At 46.1% G+C, this 15,993-nt stretch carries 9 protein-coding genes; 6 read left to right on the top strand and 3 right to left on the bottom strand.

The genetic code is table 11. The annotated features are described in order from the left end of the window. The first annotated feature begins 33 nt into the window (after positions 1-33). From recC to L2717_RS00960, 4 genes are all read left to right on the top strand, one after another. Positions 34-3,822, top strand: coding sequence for an exodeoxyribonuclease V subunit gamma (recC, locus tag L2717_RS00975; RefSeq protein WP_220773281.1), 3,789 nt, complete (start codon positions 34-36; stop codon positions 3,820-3,822). Next, on the top strand, positions 3,819-7,637 hold the full coding sequence (gene recB / locus L2717_RS00970) for an exodeoxyribonuclease V subunit beta (RefSeq protein ID WP_220773280.1): 3,819 nt from the start codon (positions 3,819-3,821) through the stop codon (positions 7,635-7,637). Before recC ends, recB begins: the two co-directional genes overlap by 4 nt. Next, positions 7,634-9,844 carry an exodeoxyribonuclease V subunit alpha gene (gene recD / locus L2717_RS00965; RefSeq protein WP_220773286.1) on the top strand — a complete coding sequence of 737 codons (2,211 nt, stop codon included), beginning with the start codon at positions 7,634-7,636 and terminating at the stop codon, positions 9,842-9,844. Before recB ends, recD begins: the two co-directional genes overlap by 4 nt. Positions 9,845-10,008: 164 nt before the next feature. After that, a complete protein-coding gene (locus L2717_RS00960) occupies positions 10,009-11,022 on the top strand; it encodes a D-alanine--D-alanine ligase (RefSeq protein WP_220773279.1) in 1,014 nt (337 codons plus the stop codon). A gap of 132 nt (positions 11,023-11,154) precedes the next feature. Here the strand turns inward: L2717_RS00960 and L2717_RS00955 are convergent, their stop codons facing one another. Next, the gene (locus L2717_RS00955) at positions 11,155-12,369 is read right to left on the bottom strand and encodes an RsmB/NOP family class I SAM-dependent RNA methyltransferase (protein WP_220773278.1); all 1,215 of its coding nucleotides are present in this window, start codon (positions 12,367-12,369) and stop codon (positions 11,155-11,157) included. A gap of 264 nt (positions 12,370-12,633) precedes the next feature. Next, on the bottom strand, positions 12,634-13,125 hold the full coding sequence (def, locus tag L2717_RS00950; protein WP_220773277.1) for a peptide deformylase: 492 nt from the start codon (positions 13,123-13,125) through the stop codon (positions 12,634-12,636). Between the two features lie 265 nt (positions 13,126-13,390). Between def and L2717_RS00945 the strand changes: the two genes are divergently transcribed. Beyond that, a complete protein-coding gene (locus L2717_RS00945) occupies positions 13,391-13,819 on the top strand; it encodes an MGMT family protein (protein ID WP_220773276.1) in 429 nt (142 codons plus the stop codon). A 203-nt stretch (positions 13,820-14,022) separates the two neighbouring features. Continuing rightward, positions 14,023-14,817, top strand: a complete 795-nt coding sequence (locus tag L2717_RS00940; protein ID WP_220773275.1) for a DUF3108 domain-containing protein — start codon at positions 14,023-14,025, stop codon at positions 14,815-14,817. Between the two features lie 199 nt (positions 14,818-15,016). Here L2717_RS00940 and L2717_RS00935 read toward each other — a convergent pair whose 3' ends face one another. After that, a complete protein-coding gene (locus tag L2717_RS00935; protein WP_220773274.1) occupies positions 15,017-15,796 on the bottom strand; it encodes a class II glutamine amidotransferase in 780 nt (259 codons plus the stop codon). Positions 15,797-15,993: the final 197 nt, after the last annotated feature.

The following is a 15,993-nucleotide window of genomic DNA, read 5'->3' as shown; positions in this document are numbered from 1 at the left end:
GAATTGTTTTACTGTCACCATGCCGAGTTGCACATGCTTAAGTTAATCCAGTCCAATCAGATGGAAGTGCTCTGCGCCCATTTAGCCGCTTACCTGACCCAACCCCTTGCTTTTGCACGTCTACTGAGTAACGAGCATATTCTGGTGCAGAGCCCCGGCATGTCGACTTGGCTACGCCTTGAAATCGCCAAACAAAATGGTATTGCCGCCGCATTAGCGTTTCCACTACCATCGAGCTTTACTTGGCAGTTGTGCCACGACTTATTGCCCAATGTGCCTAAGGATAACGCCTTCACTAAGGCGGCAATGACGTGGAAGCTGATGCAACTCTTACCGCGCATGTTGCAAGATGATGCCTTTGGGCCATTAAGACACTACCTAGGTAATACGCTAGACAATAATGTTTCTAACGAAAATACCGCTGATACGAGTGAGCGCCTCAACACTAGCAACATGACGGCGGATGATATTAAGCTGTACCAACTCTGTGGCCGCATCGCCGACATTTTCGACCAATACTTAGTCTATCGCCCCGATTGGATTTTAGCGTGGGAGCAAAATGAGCATCCAGAATCACTCTCAAAATCGCTGAATGACGATCAACGCTGGCAACCTATTCTATGGCGCGCGCTTATTGCCTTTAACCGTGATGAGCTTAATCAAAACCATTACCATAGGGCTAACCTGCACAGTGACTTGATTGCCGCGCTGAATAATCCCGACACGTCACTCGCCAAATTGCCGCAACGTTTATTTGTGTTTGGCATTTCATCTATGGCGCCGCAAACCCTCGAGGTGCTTTATCATCTGGCAAGCCGTATCGATGTGATAGTGCTGGGTTTAAGTCCGTGTCAGCATTATTGGGGCGACATTATCGACCCCCGTAATCGTGCCCGTATGGCGGTGCAATATGCGGGTAAACGCCAATTAGCCGAACTGTGGGAAGATAAACTCGAAGTGGGCAATCCGCTACTGGCTAATAACGGTAAAATGGGCCGTGAATTACTCGATATGCTGCTTGAACTCCCCACCGAACACTGCGATTTTGGTGATGATGTTTATTGTGAGCCCTGTGACGACCCTAACGATCCCATGAATCAAGCCAGCATGCTCCACGGGGTGCAATACGATATTTTAGAGATGCAAACCTTAGACCGAGTGCTAGGGCCAGATGCCGAGCTTTATCAGAATGTTGAGAACAGACGTTTATTTAAACGCGACGATGAGTCCATTCGCGTTAAGAGTTGTCACAGCCCACTGCGGGAAGTCGAAACCCTGCACGATCACTTGCTTGAGTTACTCAGCAACCATGCAGACCTAACTCCCAAAGATATCGTGGTGATGATGCCCGATGTCGCCGCCTATGCGCCCTATATCGATGCCGTCTTTTCAGCAAAGCAAGGACTGCATTACATTCCCTACGCCATTGCCGACCGCGGCGCAGCGCAGGAATCTCCGCTCATCAATAGTTTTTTAAATTTACTGGGTATTAATCAGAGCCGTTTTGGCCTAACCGACATTTTGAGCATACTCGAAGTGCCCGCCATTTTGCGCCGTTTCCAACTCGATGACGATGAGTTGCAACTGATCCGCCGTTGGTTAGATGAGGCTGGTGTACGCTGGGGCCGTGATGAACAAAGCCGCCTTAAACAAGGCGTGCCGGCATTTGAGCAAAACTCCTGGGCGTTTGGTATTAAAAGACTGATTTTAGGCTATGCCTTAAGTGATGATGCGCCGCTGTATCAAGACCAATTAGTGGTAACCGGTATCGAAGGCCAATCAGCACAGGCGTTAGGTAAATTACTTAACTTTATTGAAGTGCTCGATGAAACGGCGCAAATACTCGCACTGCAGCAAATTGGCGCACTGCGCTTAAGTGAATTAACTGAACTGCTAGATGCTTTTTACGACACAGATGAAGACGAGCGCGAACAGTTACAAGAAATCCGCGATGCCATTGCCGCCCTAGAGAAAGAGCTGCTCTCGGCGGTAAAGCCATTAGATGCCTCACTGTTGGGTTTTTCTTTAGATGTAAGTCCGTTAGAGACGTTAACTCAAGAGCGCATAAGCGGACTGAGCCTCAGCATTGAAGTGCTGCAGCAATGGTTTAATCAACGCTTAACTGAATCCCGGGTCGGCCAGCGTTATCTTGCCGGTAGCGTGAACTTTTGTACCTTAATGCCAATGCGATCTATCCCCTTTAAGGTCGTGTGTTTACTCGGCATGAACGATGGGGTGTATCCTAGGGTTCAACATCCTGTCGGTTTTGATCTCATGGCGCACTTTGGTGCCCGCAGGGGCGATCGCTCCCGCCGCCTCGATGACAGATATTTGTTTTTAGAGGCGTTACTATCGGCGCGTGAGCAACTGTATATCAGCTATATCGGTCGTAGCGAACGGGATAACTCTGAGCGTATCGCCTCTATGCTGGTTTCTGAACTAATAGAATATTGCCAGCTGTGTTATCTGCCTGAAACGCTATTGGCTCAATCGCAAAATGCTTCAAGCCCTATAGATCCAGAGGATGCCGAAAAAGCACTTTATAAAGCGATTGTTAGCCACCAGCCACTGCAACCCTTCGATCCTAAGTTGTATCAAGCTAAGCGTGAAGGTGGTGATGAAAATGGCTCAGGCAATAAATCAGGCGTAGGCCAAAGTTACAGCCAGCAATGGTGTCCGCCTAATGCCGATAAAGCAGGCGTAAATTCGGGCCGCTTTATCGACGCGCACACCCGCATCCTGCTCGAAACTGATGAGCAAGATTCAATATTAGAGACAAATGCACAGGCCGCTTCACAGCACGAACCACAGCAAAGCAAGCAAGTGGACGTGTCTGCCTTAATCCGTTTCTTTCGAAATCCGGCGCAGTATTTTTTCAACCGAACCTTAAAAGTCGACCTTAGCCTTAATATTCAGGCCGACGATAATGACGAGCCTTTTAGCTTAAATGCCTTAGAACGCTATATGTTGCAAGCTCAGTTACTCGACGATGCCATAGGTAAAGGGACAACTGAGCCCGATATCGAGCTGATTAAACGCCTCAAAGCCAGCGGCAGTTTGCCGATGCAGCCCTTCGATGATTTACTGCTACGCCAATATCAGCACGATATTAAGCCTTTGATTGGCAGAACTTTGTTCCTCAAGGGTGAACAGGCCAGCAGCCACGCCGATATTAACCTCGCCTTTGACTTGCCCATCACGCCGGATAAATCTTACAAAGTACTACTGCAAGGTCGTATCGATGATATTAGCCCTAAGGGATTAGTGAATTATCGTCCCGGTAGCGCCCATGGCCGCGACGTACTGAGGTTGTACCTTCGCCACCTGTGCTTAATGGCGATGGGACACACACATGCAAGCTATCTACTCGACATGGGGCATTTCCACGCCCTAGCGCCAATCACCGCTGAGCGCGCCCATACGTTACTCGCCGATTTATTGGTACTGTTTTACCAAGGTCAGCAATACCCGCTGTGTTTTATGCCGCGCACCTCTTTGGCCTATGTCAGCAGCGAGGGCGAGCACGATGACCGCTTACAGCAAGCACTACCTGAATGGCTAGATGAGCAAAGTCAATTAGGTGAAGCTGCTTTTGGAGAAGGGAATGAACCTCATTACCAGCGAGTATTCAGTTTTCCGCGGGATTTCTCTGAGGAAAGCTTTGGCGTATTAGCCGAGCACATCTATCGCCCTATGGTAAGTTTATATCACAAAGACACGCTGGCTCAGCTTGAGGAATTTGCGCTTAACGATGGCATGAGCCAAGGCCAAGCAACTGCCGCACATTTAAGCCGCGATAGCGCGCAGGGAGAACCTACATGAGCGAGCTGATACCATTGAACACACAAGAATTAAGTGCAGGCGCACAGGCACTTAACCCACTCACGTTGCCCTTTGGCGGTAACCGTCTTATTGAGGCCAGTGCTGGCACAGGTAAAACCTATACCATTTCAGGCCTTTATTTACGTTTATTACTTGGCGATGGTATAGCAGCGCCGCTGACCTGCGAACAAATTCTCGTAGTAACCTTCACTAATGCGGCTACCGAAGAGTTACGGGATCGTATTCGTCGCCGTATTCAAGTCGCCTTTAAATGCTTTTTAGGACTAACGATTGCCGATCCCTTTGTGCAGGCATTGTATGACAACACCCCTGAGCGTGATCGCGCCATTGCCCTGCGGCGATTCGATCTCGCCCTTAAGTCCCTCGATGAAGCGGCGATTTTCACCATCCACGGTTTTTGTCAGCGTATTTTATCGGATCTCGCCTTTGAGTCATCTTTGCTGTTCGAATCGGACTTTACCTTAGACGATAGCGAATTTTTGCACCATGCGGTGCGGGATTTTTGGCGTGAGGCCTGTTATCCGCTGCCCGATTACTTAGCGCAAATTATTGCCAAGGAATTTGGCGAGCCCGATGGTTTAGTCAAACAGTTGCGGCCGCTCCTTGGTGCCAGTCAAGCAAAGCCGCTTAAAGCTGCGCTTAAGTTTGATGTCTTAGCCCTGTCACTGCGCCAGAGTGTCGAGCGTTTTAAATTAGTCTGGCCGCGGGGCCGCGATGACTTATTGGAACTACTGCACAGTTTACCGCTAAATGGTACCCGTTTTGGTAAAGCAACTGATCAATACCCCAAACTCGCCGCCATGTTCGATGAGCTGGATAACTGGCTTGCCTTCGGTTATGGGCTGCCGCCACTGAAAGAGTTAGCCGCCTTGTCCTTGTCTGAGTTAAAACTCAACAAGGGCGGCGTGATCCCAAGCGTAAGTGAAGCGCCGCTGATGGATCATATGGAGCAGCTAGCTACATTGATAGCTGCGATTAAACCGGCATTTTTATATAGCGCTAAACTCAGGATCAGCGAGCGTTTTAGCGAGCAAAAACAGCAAAAGAACGTGCTAACACCCGATGATTTACTCACGACCTTAGCAAGCGCGCTAAATGCCAACAATGAAACCTTGCCCAAAGCCGTGGCGGCGCGTTTCCCGGTTGCGCTTATTGATGAGTTCCAAGATACCGATCCGCTGCAATTTGCTATTTTCTCTGATATTTACCAAGGCCGTTACCCATTTGAGCAACAAGATAAAGACGATACTGAAAACAAACTCAGTCTATTGATGATTGGCGATCCTAAACAAGCCATTTATGCCTTTCGCGGCGCTGATATTCATACCTATATTGAGGCGCGTAATCATACGCAGGCCCACTATCATCTGGATACTAACTACCGCTCAAGCGCCAACATGGTGGCTGGGGTCAACCATCTATTTAGCCAGCATCCCGATCCTTTTATCAGCCAGTCGATCCCCTTTGATAGCGTGAAAACGCCCAGCAGTGCTAAAGATAAGACTCTCACTGAAAAAACCGCTAATCCCGCCGCCTTAAGATTAAGACTCTTGAGTGAAAGTGAAGATAACGGCCTCAACAAGACCACTGCTAGACACATATTGGCCGAAGATGCGGCGGCAGAAATCACTCGCTTACTTACAGATGCAGCCAATGGCGAGTGCCACAGCCCGAAAGGGCCTTTGGTTGCTAAAGACATCGCCATCCTAGTGCGTGATCGTAACGAAGCCGCGGTGATGAAAACTGCATTGAGTAAACGTCACATAGGCGCGGTGTTTTTAAGTCGCGACAGTGTATTTGATACCCTAGAAGCGCGGGAAATGGCGTTAATTTTACGCTCTCTAGCTAACCCAAAGGATGAGCGAGCACTGCGCAGCGCCCTAGCCACAGCATTATTAGGCTATAGCGCTGAGCAAATTCATGCCTTTAACCAAGATGAAGAGCAGCGACAACTGCTGTTAGAACAGTTTTTTAACTTGCACCAAGTGTGGCAAAAACGCGGCATCATGCCCGCACTACTCAGCCTTGCCAATAGTACTAAGCTGATTGACCGTTTACTGCACACCACAAGTACTGATATTCAAGAACAAGACGCCACTAACGGCGAACGTCGTTTGACGGATTTTCGCCACCTTGCCGAGCTATTACAGCAAAAAGCCACCGAGCTTGATGGCATTAGCGCCCTACTCAATTGGTATGAGCAACAACTGATTGATAATACTGGCACCGATGAGCAGCAGCTGCGCCTCGAAAGCGAGCAGAATCTAGTACAAATCGTTACTATCCATAAGAGTAAGGGCCTTGAGTATCCCGTATGTTTTGTGCCCTTTGTCAGCCTAGCCCGTGACAATCGCCGCCGCCCAACGCCTATGCTGTATCACAGAATCAACGATGCTGGTGAGCAAGAGTTAGTGTGGGATATCGAAGGTACGGATGAGGGTTGGGAGCAAGCAAAACAGGAAACCTTGGCCGAAGATTTGCGCCTCTTGTATGTTGCGCTCACTCGCCCTGTATATTTATGTTACTTGTATATTGCTAACCACAGTCGTCAGCTTAAAAATGGCCTTAAAAGCCAGCTGCATGAAACCGCTATCGGCTATCTATTAAATATAGGCGACTCAGAATGTGATTTTGCCCGTATCTGCAAAGCAGCCCAGCAACTCGCCCAAAGTGTAGATGCCATTAGCCTTGATAAGGTACCCGATAACATAGACGAGCGCCCATTGCCCTCAAGTCAAGATAGCGCGCAAGTGTTATGCGCGAAAACCTTAACTCGCCAATACAATACGCCGTGGCGAGTTGGCAGTTATTCAGGTCTAGTTAAAAATACCAGCCATGGTAAAGCTGCGCCTGGTGCGGATGATGAAGCATTGAGTGTGCTAGACACAGTCCAAATTTCAACCACAGATAGCCCCCAACAGGATGGTATGCTCAATCGCTTTAACTTTGAACGCGGCGCCAATGCCGGTAGCTTTATGCACTTAGTGTTAGAAGAGATTGATTTTACCAAAGCAGAAATCGACTTACCGCTGCAATTACCCAAAGCCATGCTGCAATATGGAATCCTCCCCGAGTGGCAAGCGGTATTACATACTTGGTATTTGGATATACTGCATGCACCACTTGGGCTAATGCCATCCGCAATGCCGCCAACACCCGCATTTCAGAGCAATGCTGCAACATCTTCAGCGAATGACTATGCGATTGATTACGAGAGCAATTTAAAGCCGGCCAAACCTGAACATCCAGATCTGTACTTAGCCAAGTTATCACCGCAAGATACCTTAGTCGAAATGGAATTTTATTTACCTTTAAGCGAGCTTAAGGATACTGAGCTCAATACGCTACTGCAGCAGTTTGGCTATGAGTCGACACTTAAGTTTGATGAACTTAAGGGCATGCTCAAGGGTTTTATCGACTTAACCTTTGAATATCAAGGTCAATATTACATCGCCGATTATAAATCGAATCATTTGGGCGACAATATCAATGCCTATCATCAGAGCGCGCTGCAAAGCGCAATCACCGACCACAGATACGATTTACAATACATCCTTTACTCATTGGCGCTGCACCGATATTTAAGTTTGCGCCTGCCAAGTTATGACTACGACAGCCATATCGGCGGTTGTTATTACTTATTTTTACGGGGCATGTCGGCGCAATATCCCGGCTATGGTATTTATTACGATAAACCTGCCAAAGCGCTTATCCTCGCACTCGACGCGCTTTTTAATAACAATTTATTTCACAGCAAATTACCCCGCAAAACTGATGCAGGAGTCATAGCATAATGCGCTCAACTCAACGGCTAAATGCACATTCACTCACCGCAGCGAAATGGATAGACCATGGTGCAATCCAGCTTAGTGCAGTCTTGCCAGAACTATTAAAGCTGTGGGAGCAGGAACGACTGCTCACGCCACTGGATAGACACTTTGCGCTCGAGATGAGTCAGTTGCATCCCAGTGATGGCCAGCACCCCCTGTTTATTTTGTTGTGTGCGCTGTTAAGCCAGCAATTATCTTCACAGCACAGCTGCCTCGTGTTAGCCCATATAGTGCCGCTTAATCCCATGGCCGAGCAAACTAGCCATTGTAAAATCAGCTTAAGTCTAGAGGCGCTAACACAGAGCTTGCAAAGCTTTGATGCAGTTGGAATCGCGGGTAGCAATAAACCACTTATTTTTGACAATGGCAGGCTCTATTTGCAACGTTACCATCAATTTGAAACCTCAGTGGCCGCCTCATTAATCCGTTTATCTGGCGCCGTATCTGAGCACGTATCAGCAGATACTCACGCTCAAGATCAAATTAAAGATGCTAAGTTGAGGTCACGTTTAGATCAATTATTCCCTACCAATGCACTCGTTAATCATGAACTTATTAACAATGAAAACGCCGCGATTATCGACTGGCAAAAAGTGGCTACCGCCACAGCGCTAGGCAAAAAACTGTCGGTGATCACTGGCGGCCCAGGTACAGGTAAAACCACCACTGTGACTAAGCTTTTATTGTTGCTGCAAATGGAATCTATGCAGGAAATACGCTTAGTGGCACCCACGGGAAAAGCCGCAGCCCGCTTAAGCGAATCAATTAAGGCCTCAAAAGCCCGTCTGGCAAAGGAACTCAACGCCCATGCTGATGTTGGTGCCAATAACCAAGACTTTCTAACGGCGTTAGGGCGTATTCCAGAGGAGGCATCAACCTTACACAGACTGCTCGGGGTGATCCCAAATTCAGCGCACTTTCGTCACCATCAAGGCAATCCGCTACGACTCGACTTGTTAATCGTCGATGAAGCTTCCATGGTCGATTTGCCCATGATGTATAAACTACTGAGCGCACTACCTGAGCACGCCGGTTTGATTTTGCTTGGCGATCAAGACCAACTCGCCTCGGTAGAAGCCGGTGCTGTGCTCGCCGATATTTGTGCAGGTCTTAAAATACCAGCAGATCCCAATAACCCTATTCCAAACAATAATTTTCTAAACAACAATGAGTTAAATAAGAGTCCTCAGTGGCAAATGCGCTACTCCAAAGAGCAAGCTGAGCGCCTGTGCGCCTTAACGGGTTTTGAATTAACGCCTTATATCAGTGATGTCCCTAAACTTGGCGATAGCTTGTGTATGTTGATGCACAGTCACAGATTTAAAGGCGATGCAGGTATTGGACTGCTTGCCAGCGCCGTCAATCGCGCTGATATTCAAGCTATTTTACAGGTATGGCAACAAGGCCCAGCGGAATTAAGCTGGCTAGAACACAGCATGCTCGTAAGCCAAACCCAAGCGAAAGTGAGCGAACCTGCCAATAACGCAGGGCTTAACTTATTGCTCGAACAAGCCTGCAACCAATATGGCGACTATCTTCGCGCATTGAACCACTCTGTAGATAACAGTGATTTAGGCACTCGTCCAAGTACCGCTGACATCATAGAACGCTTCAACCAGTACCGTATTTTATGCGCCATGCGCTCAGGCGATTATGGGGTCGAAGGTATCAATCAATATGTGACTCAGGCACTTGCCAATGCCAAGCTGATCAAACCGCTGCAGGAGTTTTACCTAGGCAGGCCCATCATCATCCAAAGCAATGACTATAACCTAGGCCTATTTAATGGCGATATCGGACTGATTTTACAGGACGAAGATAAACCCGAACGTTTAATGGCACATTTTATCAAGGCCGATGGCAGCCTGTTAAAAGTTTTACCCGCCCGTTTACCTAGCCATGAAACCTGTTACGCCATGACAGTACACAAAAGCCAAGGTAGCGAATTCAGCCGCGTTGCTTTAGTGCTACCGCCAAGTCCAAGCTTAGCCCAGTGGCAACTGTTGACTAAAGAGTTGGTCTACACCGCCATCACCCGCGCTAAAACCCACTTTACCTGCTTAGGTACCCAGCAAGTGTTCGAACACGCCAGCAGCCAAGTGACTCAACGGGCATCAGGCCTTGCTGATAGACTCTGGTTGGGCAATTCACAAACCAGCTCTGCGGGTTAAACCCAACGGGGATGCGCTAAAATTCGCCACTTAATAGCGCCAAGGCACCAAAGCCTTGCGCTCATAGGGGCAAGAAAACTAAGATGTCAGCGGCTGTACTATTGGATGATATTCATATTGCCACTGGCCGATGTCATCCGACTTTGCTCACTTGAGGAATCATAATGTCTAAGATCAATCTACTTTTGCTGTGCGGTGGCGGAAGTGCCGAACACGATATTTCATTAATGTCGGCCAATTATTTTGAAACCTCATTGGCAAAGTCCGAGAAGTTTTGTGTATTACGCGTCGAGCTGGATAAATTAGGCCAGTACCGCACCGTCGCAGGTGATGACTGTGAATTAACCAATAGCCGTGAAATTCGCTTCCGTGATCAAAGTAAAGCGCCGTGGCCAGTCGATTACGTCATTCCTTGCATTCATGGTTACCCTGGCGAAACCGGCGACATTCAATCTTATTTTAACCTGATCCAACTGCCCTATTTTGGCTGCGAATCCGAAGCCAGTAGCAACTGCTTCAACAAGATCACCGCTAAAATGTGGTTCTCAGCCTTAGGTATTCCCAATACACCGTATATTTTCTTGAATCAGTTTGATGATGCGGCGATTGAGCAAACTCAAGCGGCATTAGCGCAATGGGGATCCATCTTTGTTAAAGCGGCTTCACAGGGGTCCTCTGTAGGTTGTTACAAAGTCGATGACCGCGATAATGTTGCCGCCGTACTTAAAGATGCGTTTGGTTATGCACCCTATGTGATAGTTGAAAAAACGATTAAAGCTCGCGAGTTAGAAGTGGCGGTATACGAGTACAACGGTGAAGTAGTGGCAACCGTGCCGGGTGAAATCATTTGTGATACCAATAACTTTTACACCTTCGATGAAAAGTACGCCAAAAACAGCAAAGCACGGACCGATGTTGTGGCACAAAACGTTTCAGTTGAGATCAGCGAGCAAATTCGTGCCTATGCGATTAAGGCATTTAAAGGCATGAAACTGCGTCATCTGTCGCGTATCGACTTTTTCTTAACCGCTGATAACGAGATTCTGCTAAATGAAATCAATACCTTTCCAGGTTCTACGCCGATTTCGATGTTCCCCAAAATGCTACAGAATCACGGGCATGACTTTACTGAATACTTGAGCCTAGTGATTAACGGCCAGTTAAAAACTAACGCTTAATACCAATTCAATAACAGCTAAAACAATTAGAGCGCCCTAGGCGCTCTAATTATTTGGATGACTAATTCAGTAAGTGCTAACACCCGCTCAGCATTTAAATTTACTCAGGCGACTTACCTTAACGGTAAAACCTTATTCTTGAATGCGTTCCAGTTTTGCAATGTAAAACCCATCAAAACCACTATCGGCTGGGCTAATACTTTCATCTTCAATTAAACGGAAATTAGGATTTTCAGCTAAAAAGGCATCTACTTGACCACGATTCTCGCAGGGGAAGATAGAACAGGTGGCATACACGACAATACCGCCAACTTTAACCATGCGGCTGTAGCTGCTCAAAATATGTTGTTGCAGCGCCATTAATACTGGTAAACGTTCAACGGTATCGCGCCATTTCGCATCGGGGTTACGCTTCAACACCCCTAAACCTGAACATGGAACATCGAGTAATACTCTGTCTGCACTCAGTTTTAAGCGTTTAATGGTTTTACTGCTGGCGATAACGCGTGTTTCAACATTGTGTGCGCCATTACGTCGAGCACGCTCTTTGAGTTTATCGAGTTTCCATTGCTCCACATCCATCGCCAACAGGCGGCCTTTGCCCTGCATTTGCGCCGCAATATGCAAGGTTTTACCCCCCGCACCCGCGCAAGCATCAATCACTTTCATCCCGGGTTTGGCATCGAGCGCCGCCGCTACGCGCTGCGAGCCTGCATCTTGCTGCTCGAATAAACCGTCTTTAAAGCTTTGTGTACGAAACAAAGCGGAATCTGAGGTCACTTCAAGGGCAGAATCGACTCCGTCAACGCTAAGCGTGCTGACAAACTCAGCGGCAAGTTTTGCCGCTAACTCATCACGAGTGACTTTAAGACCATTTGCGCGTAAAAAACGTTTCGGTGCTGTGCTTAAGGCTGCACGTTCTTTTTCCCAAGCATCGCCTAATTGCTCACGGCCCATAGTATCAAGCCATTCGGGACAACCGTCCCATAATACCGGCTTAGTTTTCGCTTGCTCGACACGATCGGCTAAACGTGCCTCATCGACTTGCAGCGAATATTGCATTTTAGGCAGTTCAAGCCCGTGGAATAAATGCCACGCATTAAGCAATTTAGAACCAAAACGTTCCATCTCATCTGGGCTAATTTCCGCCAGATAGCAGTAAAGATTTAAGCGACGAAGGATATCTCCTGTCGTTAATGCGATACGCGCCTGTTCGGCGGGCACCAATTGCAATCCAGAAAAATGCTGAGAATAGGCCCGATCTAAGGGTTTCCCTTGGCTCAGCACCATAGTTAAGATACTGATCACTAATTCGTTCGAGCTGGCAGAAAGCGGAGAGTTCAACATTTAAATGGTCACCATGGATTATAAAACCGGAGGATCATAGGAGGTCAGGCCCTAATACGCAAGTACGCTAGCGTTGTGTGGAGGTTAAAGCGATAAAAAAAGCGATCCAAGTGGATCGCTTTTTTACCTGCGAATTTTATAGATGACATCTTTGAACCTTTTACCAGCGTAAAAAAAGATAAGAGAAACGAACCTGTAGATACAAAAAAGCCGCATCGTAAAATGCGGCTAATCAAGAGATACTATACGCTTTATACAACAAACTTAGGCGTATTTACGGACTTTTTTAAGTGCGATTTGTTGCTTTAGCATAGATAAATGTTCGATAAACACTTTGCCATGCAAATGATCAATTTCATGTTGCAATACAATAGCTAAAAACTCATCAGTTTCAATTTCAATAGCCTTGCCCGTTCTGTCTAAGGCGATCACTTTGATTTTTTCAAAACGAGTCACCTTAGCGCGATAACCGGGGATAGATAAACAACCTTCTTCACCGATAAACTCACCAGACTTTTCGACGATTTCCGGGTTGATTAGCACTTGAGGTTGGTCACGCTCATCAGATAAATCGATCACGATAATCGCATCGGTACTGCCAACTTGTGTTGCCGCTAAACCGATACCATCTTCGGTGTGGTACATGGTTTCGATTAAGTCATCGATAAATCCCTGAACAGATTCAATATCTTTTACAGGTTGCGCTTTACGTTTAAGGCGTTCATCGGGGATTGTTAGAATATCGAGTACAGCCATGCCGGTTATCTTCTCTCATCGAGTCAAAAAAATTGGCGCTATTATGGACTATTTGACCGTTTACACAATATTTAAGCCAATAATAGGTTAAATATTTCATCGGTAATCGGAATTAACGATAAAACCTTAAGGATTTTGTACCATTAACAGGCTGATGAATCCTTTACTTTACCTAATATTTCCTTATTACCGGTAAACTACTGCTACCGCTGTGGAATGAAATTCAGTGAGTGCCACATATTATTTAACTTGAGGCTGCTATTTGATGGCATCGTTTCCAAAAGACAAATCACCACTGTATGCATATCTTCAACAAGATGAAAAAGATATTGCGAGTGAACAGACAAAAACAACCACGCTATCACCCATGGCGAAAATATGGCATATCGTGGCGATGATCCCACAGGGTAAAGTCAGCAGTTATGGCAAAATTGCCGATTATGCGGGTTTACCAGGTCGAGCACGTTATGTGTCTAAAGCGTTAAAATCGGCACCAGAGCATTTATCACTTCCTTGGCATAGAGTGCTTAATAGCCAAGGTAAAATTTCTTTTGAAAAAAACTCACATGCTTTTCAGCAACAAATGGAATTATTAAGAATGGATGGGGTAACAGTGAACTGTGGCAAAATTAGCTTGTCTGAATATGAATGGCGTCCCGATCTGGTGACGTTGGTCATGGCAATGCCATTTTAGTTTACTATGCTGCTTTTAATATTGATTTAGATAGCTATTTACAGGAACGTCAGTCTCGGCTATAACCTGCTGTCTGTCGATGCCATTATCGAGCAACCTTAAACAGTGTAAGTCAGCATGCTACTGGACACTTTTTTATCAACCACTACCTATGATTATTTGTAGTGATACAAGGTGAAAACCTGCGAACCAAGGAGCATTCTTTGCGTACCCTTCCCCTATTATTCGTCAGCTTTACCGCACTCACCCAAAGTATGTCAGCCATGGCAGCACCAACGCCATTAACGCCGCATACCGCCGAATATCAAGTCAACTATGGTGATATAGAATTAGGTAAAGCCAAATATACACTCCCTAATGCCGAAGGAGGCATATTTAAGTATCGGTTTGATAGCAGTCTTAGTCTGTTATTGTTAACCGACGAACGTCATCTTTTAAGTGAGTTTACGCAAAATGAGACTCAGCTAAGCCCTTTACGTTACTCACAGCAACGTCTAGGTGTCGGACCTAATTTCACCGAGCAAACCGCATTTGCTAAAGATCAAGGCTTTATCCATACCCGTTATAAAGATAAAAAAAGCAAGTTCCCCTATGACGGAACAATCTTCGATCCGTTAATGGTACAACTGCAATTTAGGTTAGATATCAGCGCAGGCAAAGAAGAACTTGACTACAAAATGGTCAAGGACAATGAACTGGATGAATACAAATTTCGCGTTGTCGGTAAAGAACGTATGACGATTGAGAGTGGCAGTTATAACACGGTCAAAATTGAAGTCGTACGTGAGAATAACAAGAAACGCCAAACCTTCTTTTGGATGGCGCCAGAGCTAGCCTATCTGCCCGTGCGCTTAACCCACTTTGAAAAAGGCAGTAAACAGCTTGATATTAAGCTATTGAAATATCACTTTGATGAAACAGCAAGCCAAGCTGTGCTACCTGCTGAGATAGTAGAAAAGCCGAAGGTACCTAAACTTCTCGGTACGGCTGAAGATTAATCCGTAAAACAATCTATAACCCATCCATAAAATAATCCCGTTTAATCACAACAATACCCAACTGAGCCATATATAGTTAAAGTAGGTATTGTTGATGGTTTATTACATAACGGCAGTCAGTTTAAGTTCGGTTTATGCTTACATGTGGTTTAAAGAGCGGTTAAAACCCCGTATCCACTGAAGCACAATATAAATAACATCACATATCGATTAACAATTCGCCCAATCTAAATAATGTCCAGTTACCGGGCTGCATAATATGCCACTGTTCATTATCCGTTAATGGACGAGTAGCAACAACAGTCACCACATCATGGGCTGTGGTTTCTTTATCAAAATCAATCACTACATCGGTATCAATCAATTTTGCTTTACCAAACGGTGCACGGCGAGTGATATAACATAAGTTATTGCTGCAATAGCTCATCAGGTGCTCGCCATCACTCAATATCATATTGAATACACCTAAGGCACGAATGTCATCCGCTAAAAGAGCGACAAATTTAAAAACGGCGAGCATATCCTCAGGTTTAGTATTCCCAAAATGCTGGGCGATTTGTTCTAAAATCCAACAAAAAGCCAATTCACTGTCGGTATCACCTACGGGTTGATAACGAGAAACGGGAAATTGGGGATGATAATCTGTCAGTTGGCCATTATGGGCATAGGTCCAATAGCATCCCCATAACTCACGGGTAAACGGGTGGGTATTTTCTAATGATACACAACCGCGATTCGCTTGGCGGATATGGCTTATCACCACCTCACTTTTAATTGGGTAAGATTGGATCAATTTTGCAATATGCGATTCACTACTTGGGCTTGCATCCTTAAATGTCCGGCTACCTTTGCCCTCATAAAAAGTAATCCCCCAGCCGTCGACGTGCGGGCCCGTTACCCCACCGCGTTGTGCTAATCCGGTAAAACTAAACACAATATCGGTTGGCACGTTGGCGCTCATCGCCAGTAATTCACACATATTTCTCGCCTATCTTCAATCAAACATCCGCTGGTTAGTATTGTAACTAGTTGATGACATTTGTGGAACGATCAAAGCAGACAAATAATTTAAACAATTGTTTGAAAAATGCTTGTATTAAAATCTGCTAAGGTTTAACTTTTATGCGACACAGGTCTGACCACAATCTATAATTGTGATCACAATCAATAAAACAC

The sequence above is a fragment of the Shewanella glacialipiscicola genome (genome assembly GCF_023283485.1).
GTDB classification, from domain to species: domain Bacteria; phylum Pseudomonadota; class Gammaproteobacteria; order Enterobacterales; family Shewanellaceae; genus Shewanella; species Shewanella glacialipiscicola.
Note: the sequence above shows the minus strand (reverse complement) of the source record. Positions and strands in the feature narration are given on the sequence as shown.

Coding starts and splice junctions, on each gene's coding strand:
- L2717_RS00960 (WP_220773279.1), top strand. CDS start 10,009: ATGTCTAAGATCAATCTACTTTTGCTGTGCGGTGGCGGAAGTGCCGAA.
- L2717_RS00955 (WP_220773278.1), bottom strand. CDS start 12,369: ATGTTGAACTCTCCGCTTTCTGCCAGCTCGAACGAATTAGTGATCAGT.
- L2717_RS00935 (WP_220773274.1), bottom strand. CDS start 15,796: ATGTGTGAATTACTGGCGATGAGCGCCAACGTGCCAACCGATATTGTG.
- L2717_RS00945 (WP_220773276.1), top strand. CDS start 13,391: ATGGCATCGTTTCCAAAAGACAAATCACCACTGTATGCATATCTTCAA.
- recB (WP_220773280.1), top strand. CDS start 3,819: ATGAGCGAGCTGATACCATTGAACACACAAGAATTAAGTGCAGGCGCA.
- recC (WP_220773281.1), top strand. CDS start 34: ATGCTTAAGTTAATCCAGTCCAATCAGATGGAAGTGCTCTGCGCCCAT.
- def (WP_220773277.1), bottom strand. CDS start 13,125: ATGGCTGTACTCGATATTCTAACAATCCCCGATGAACGCCTTAAACGT.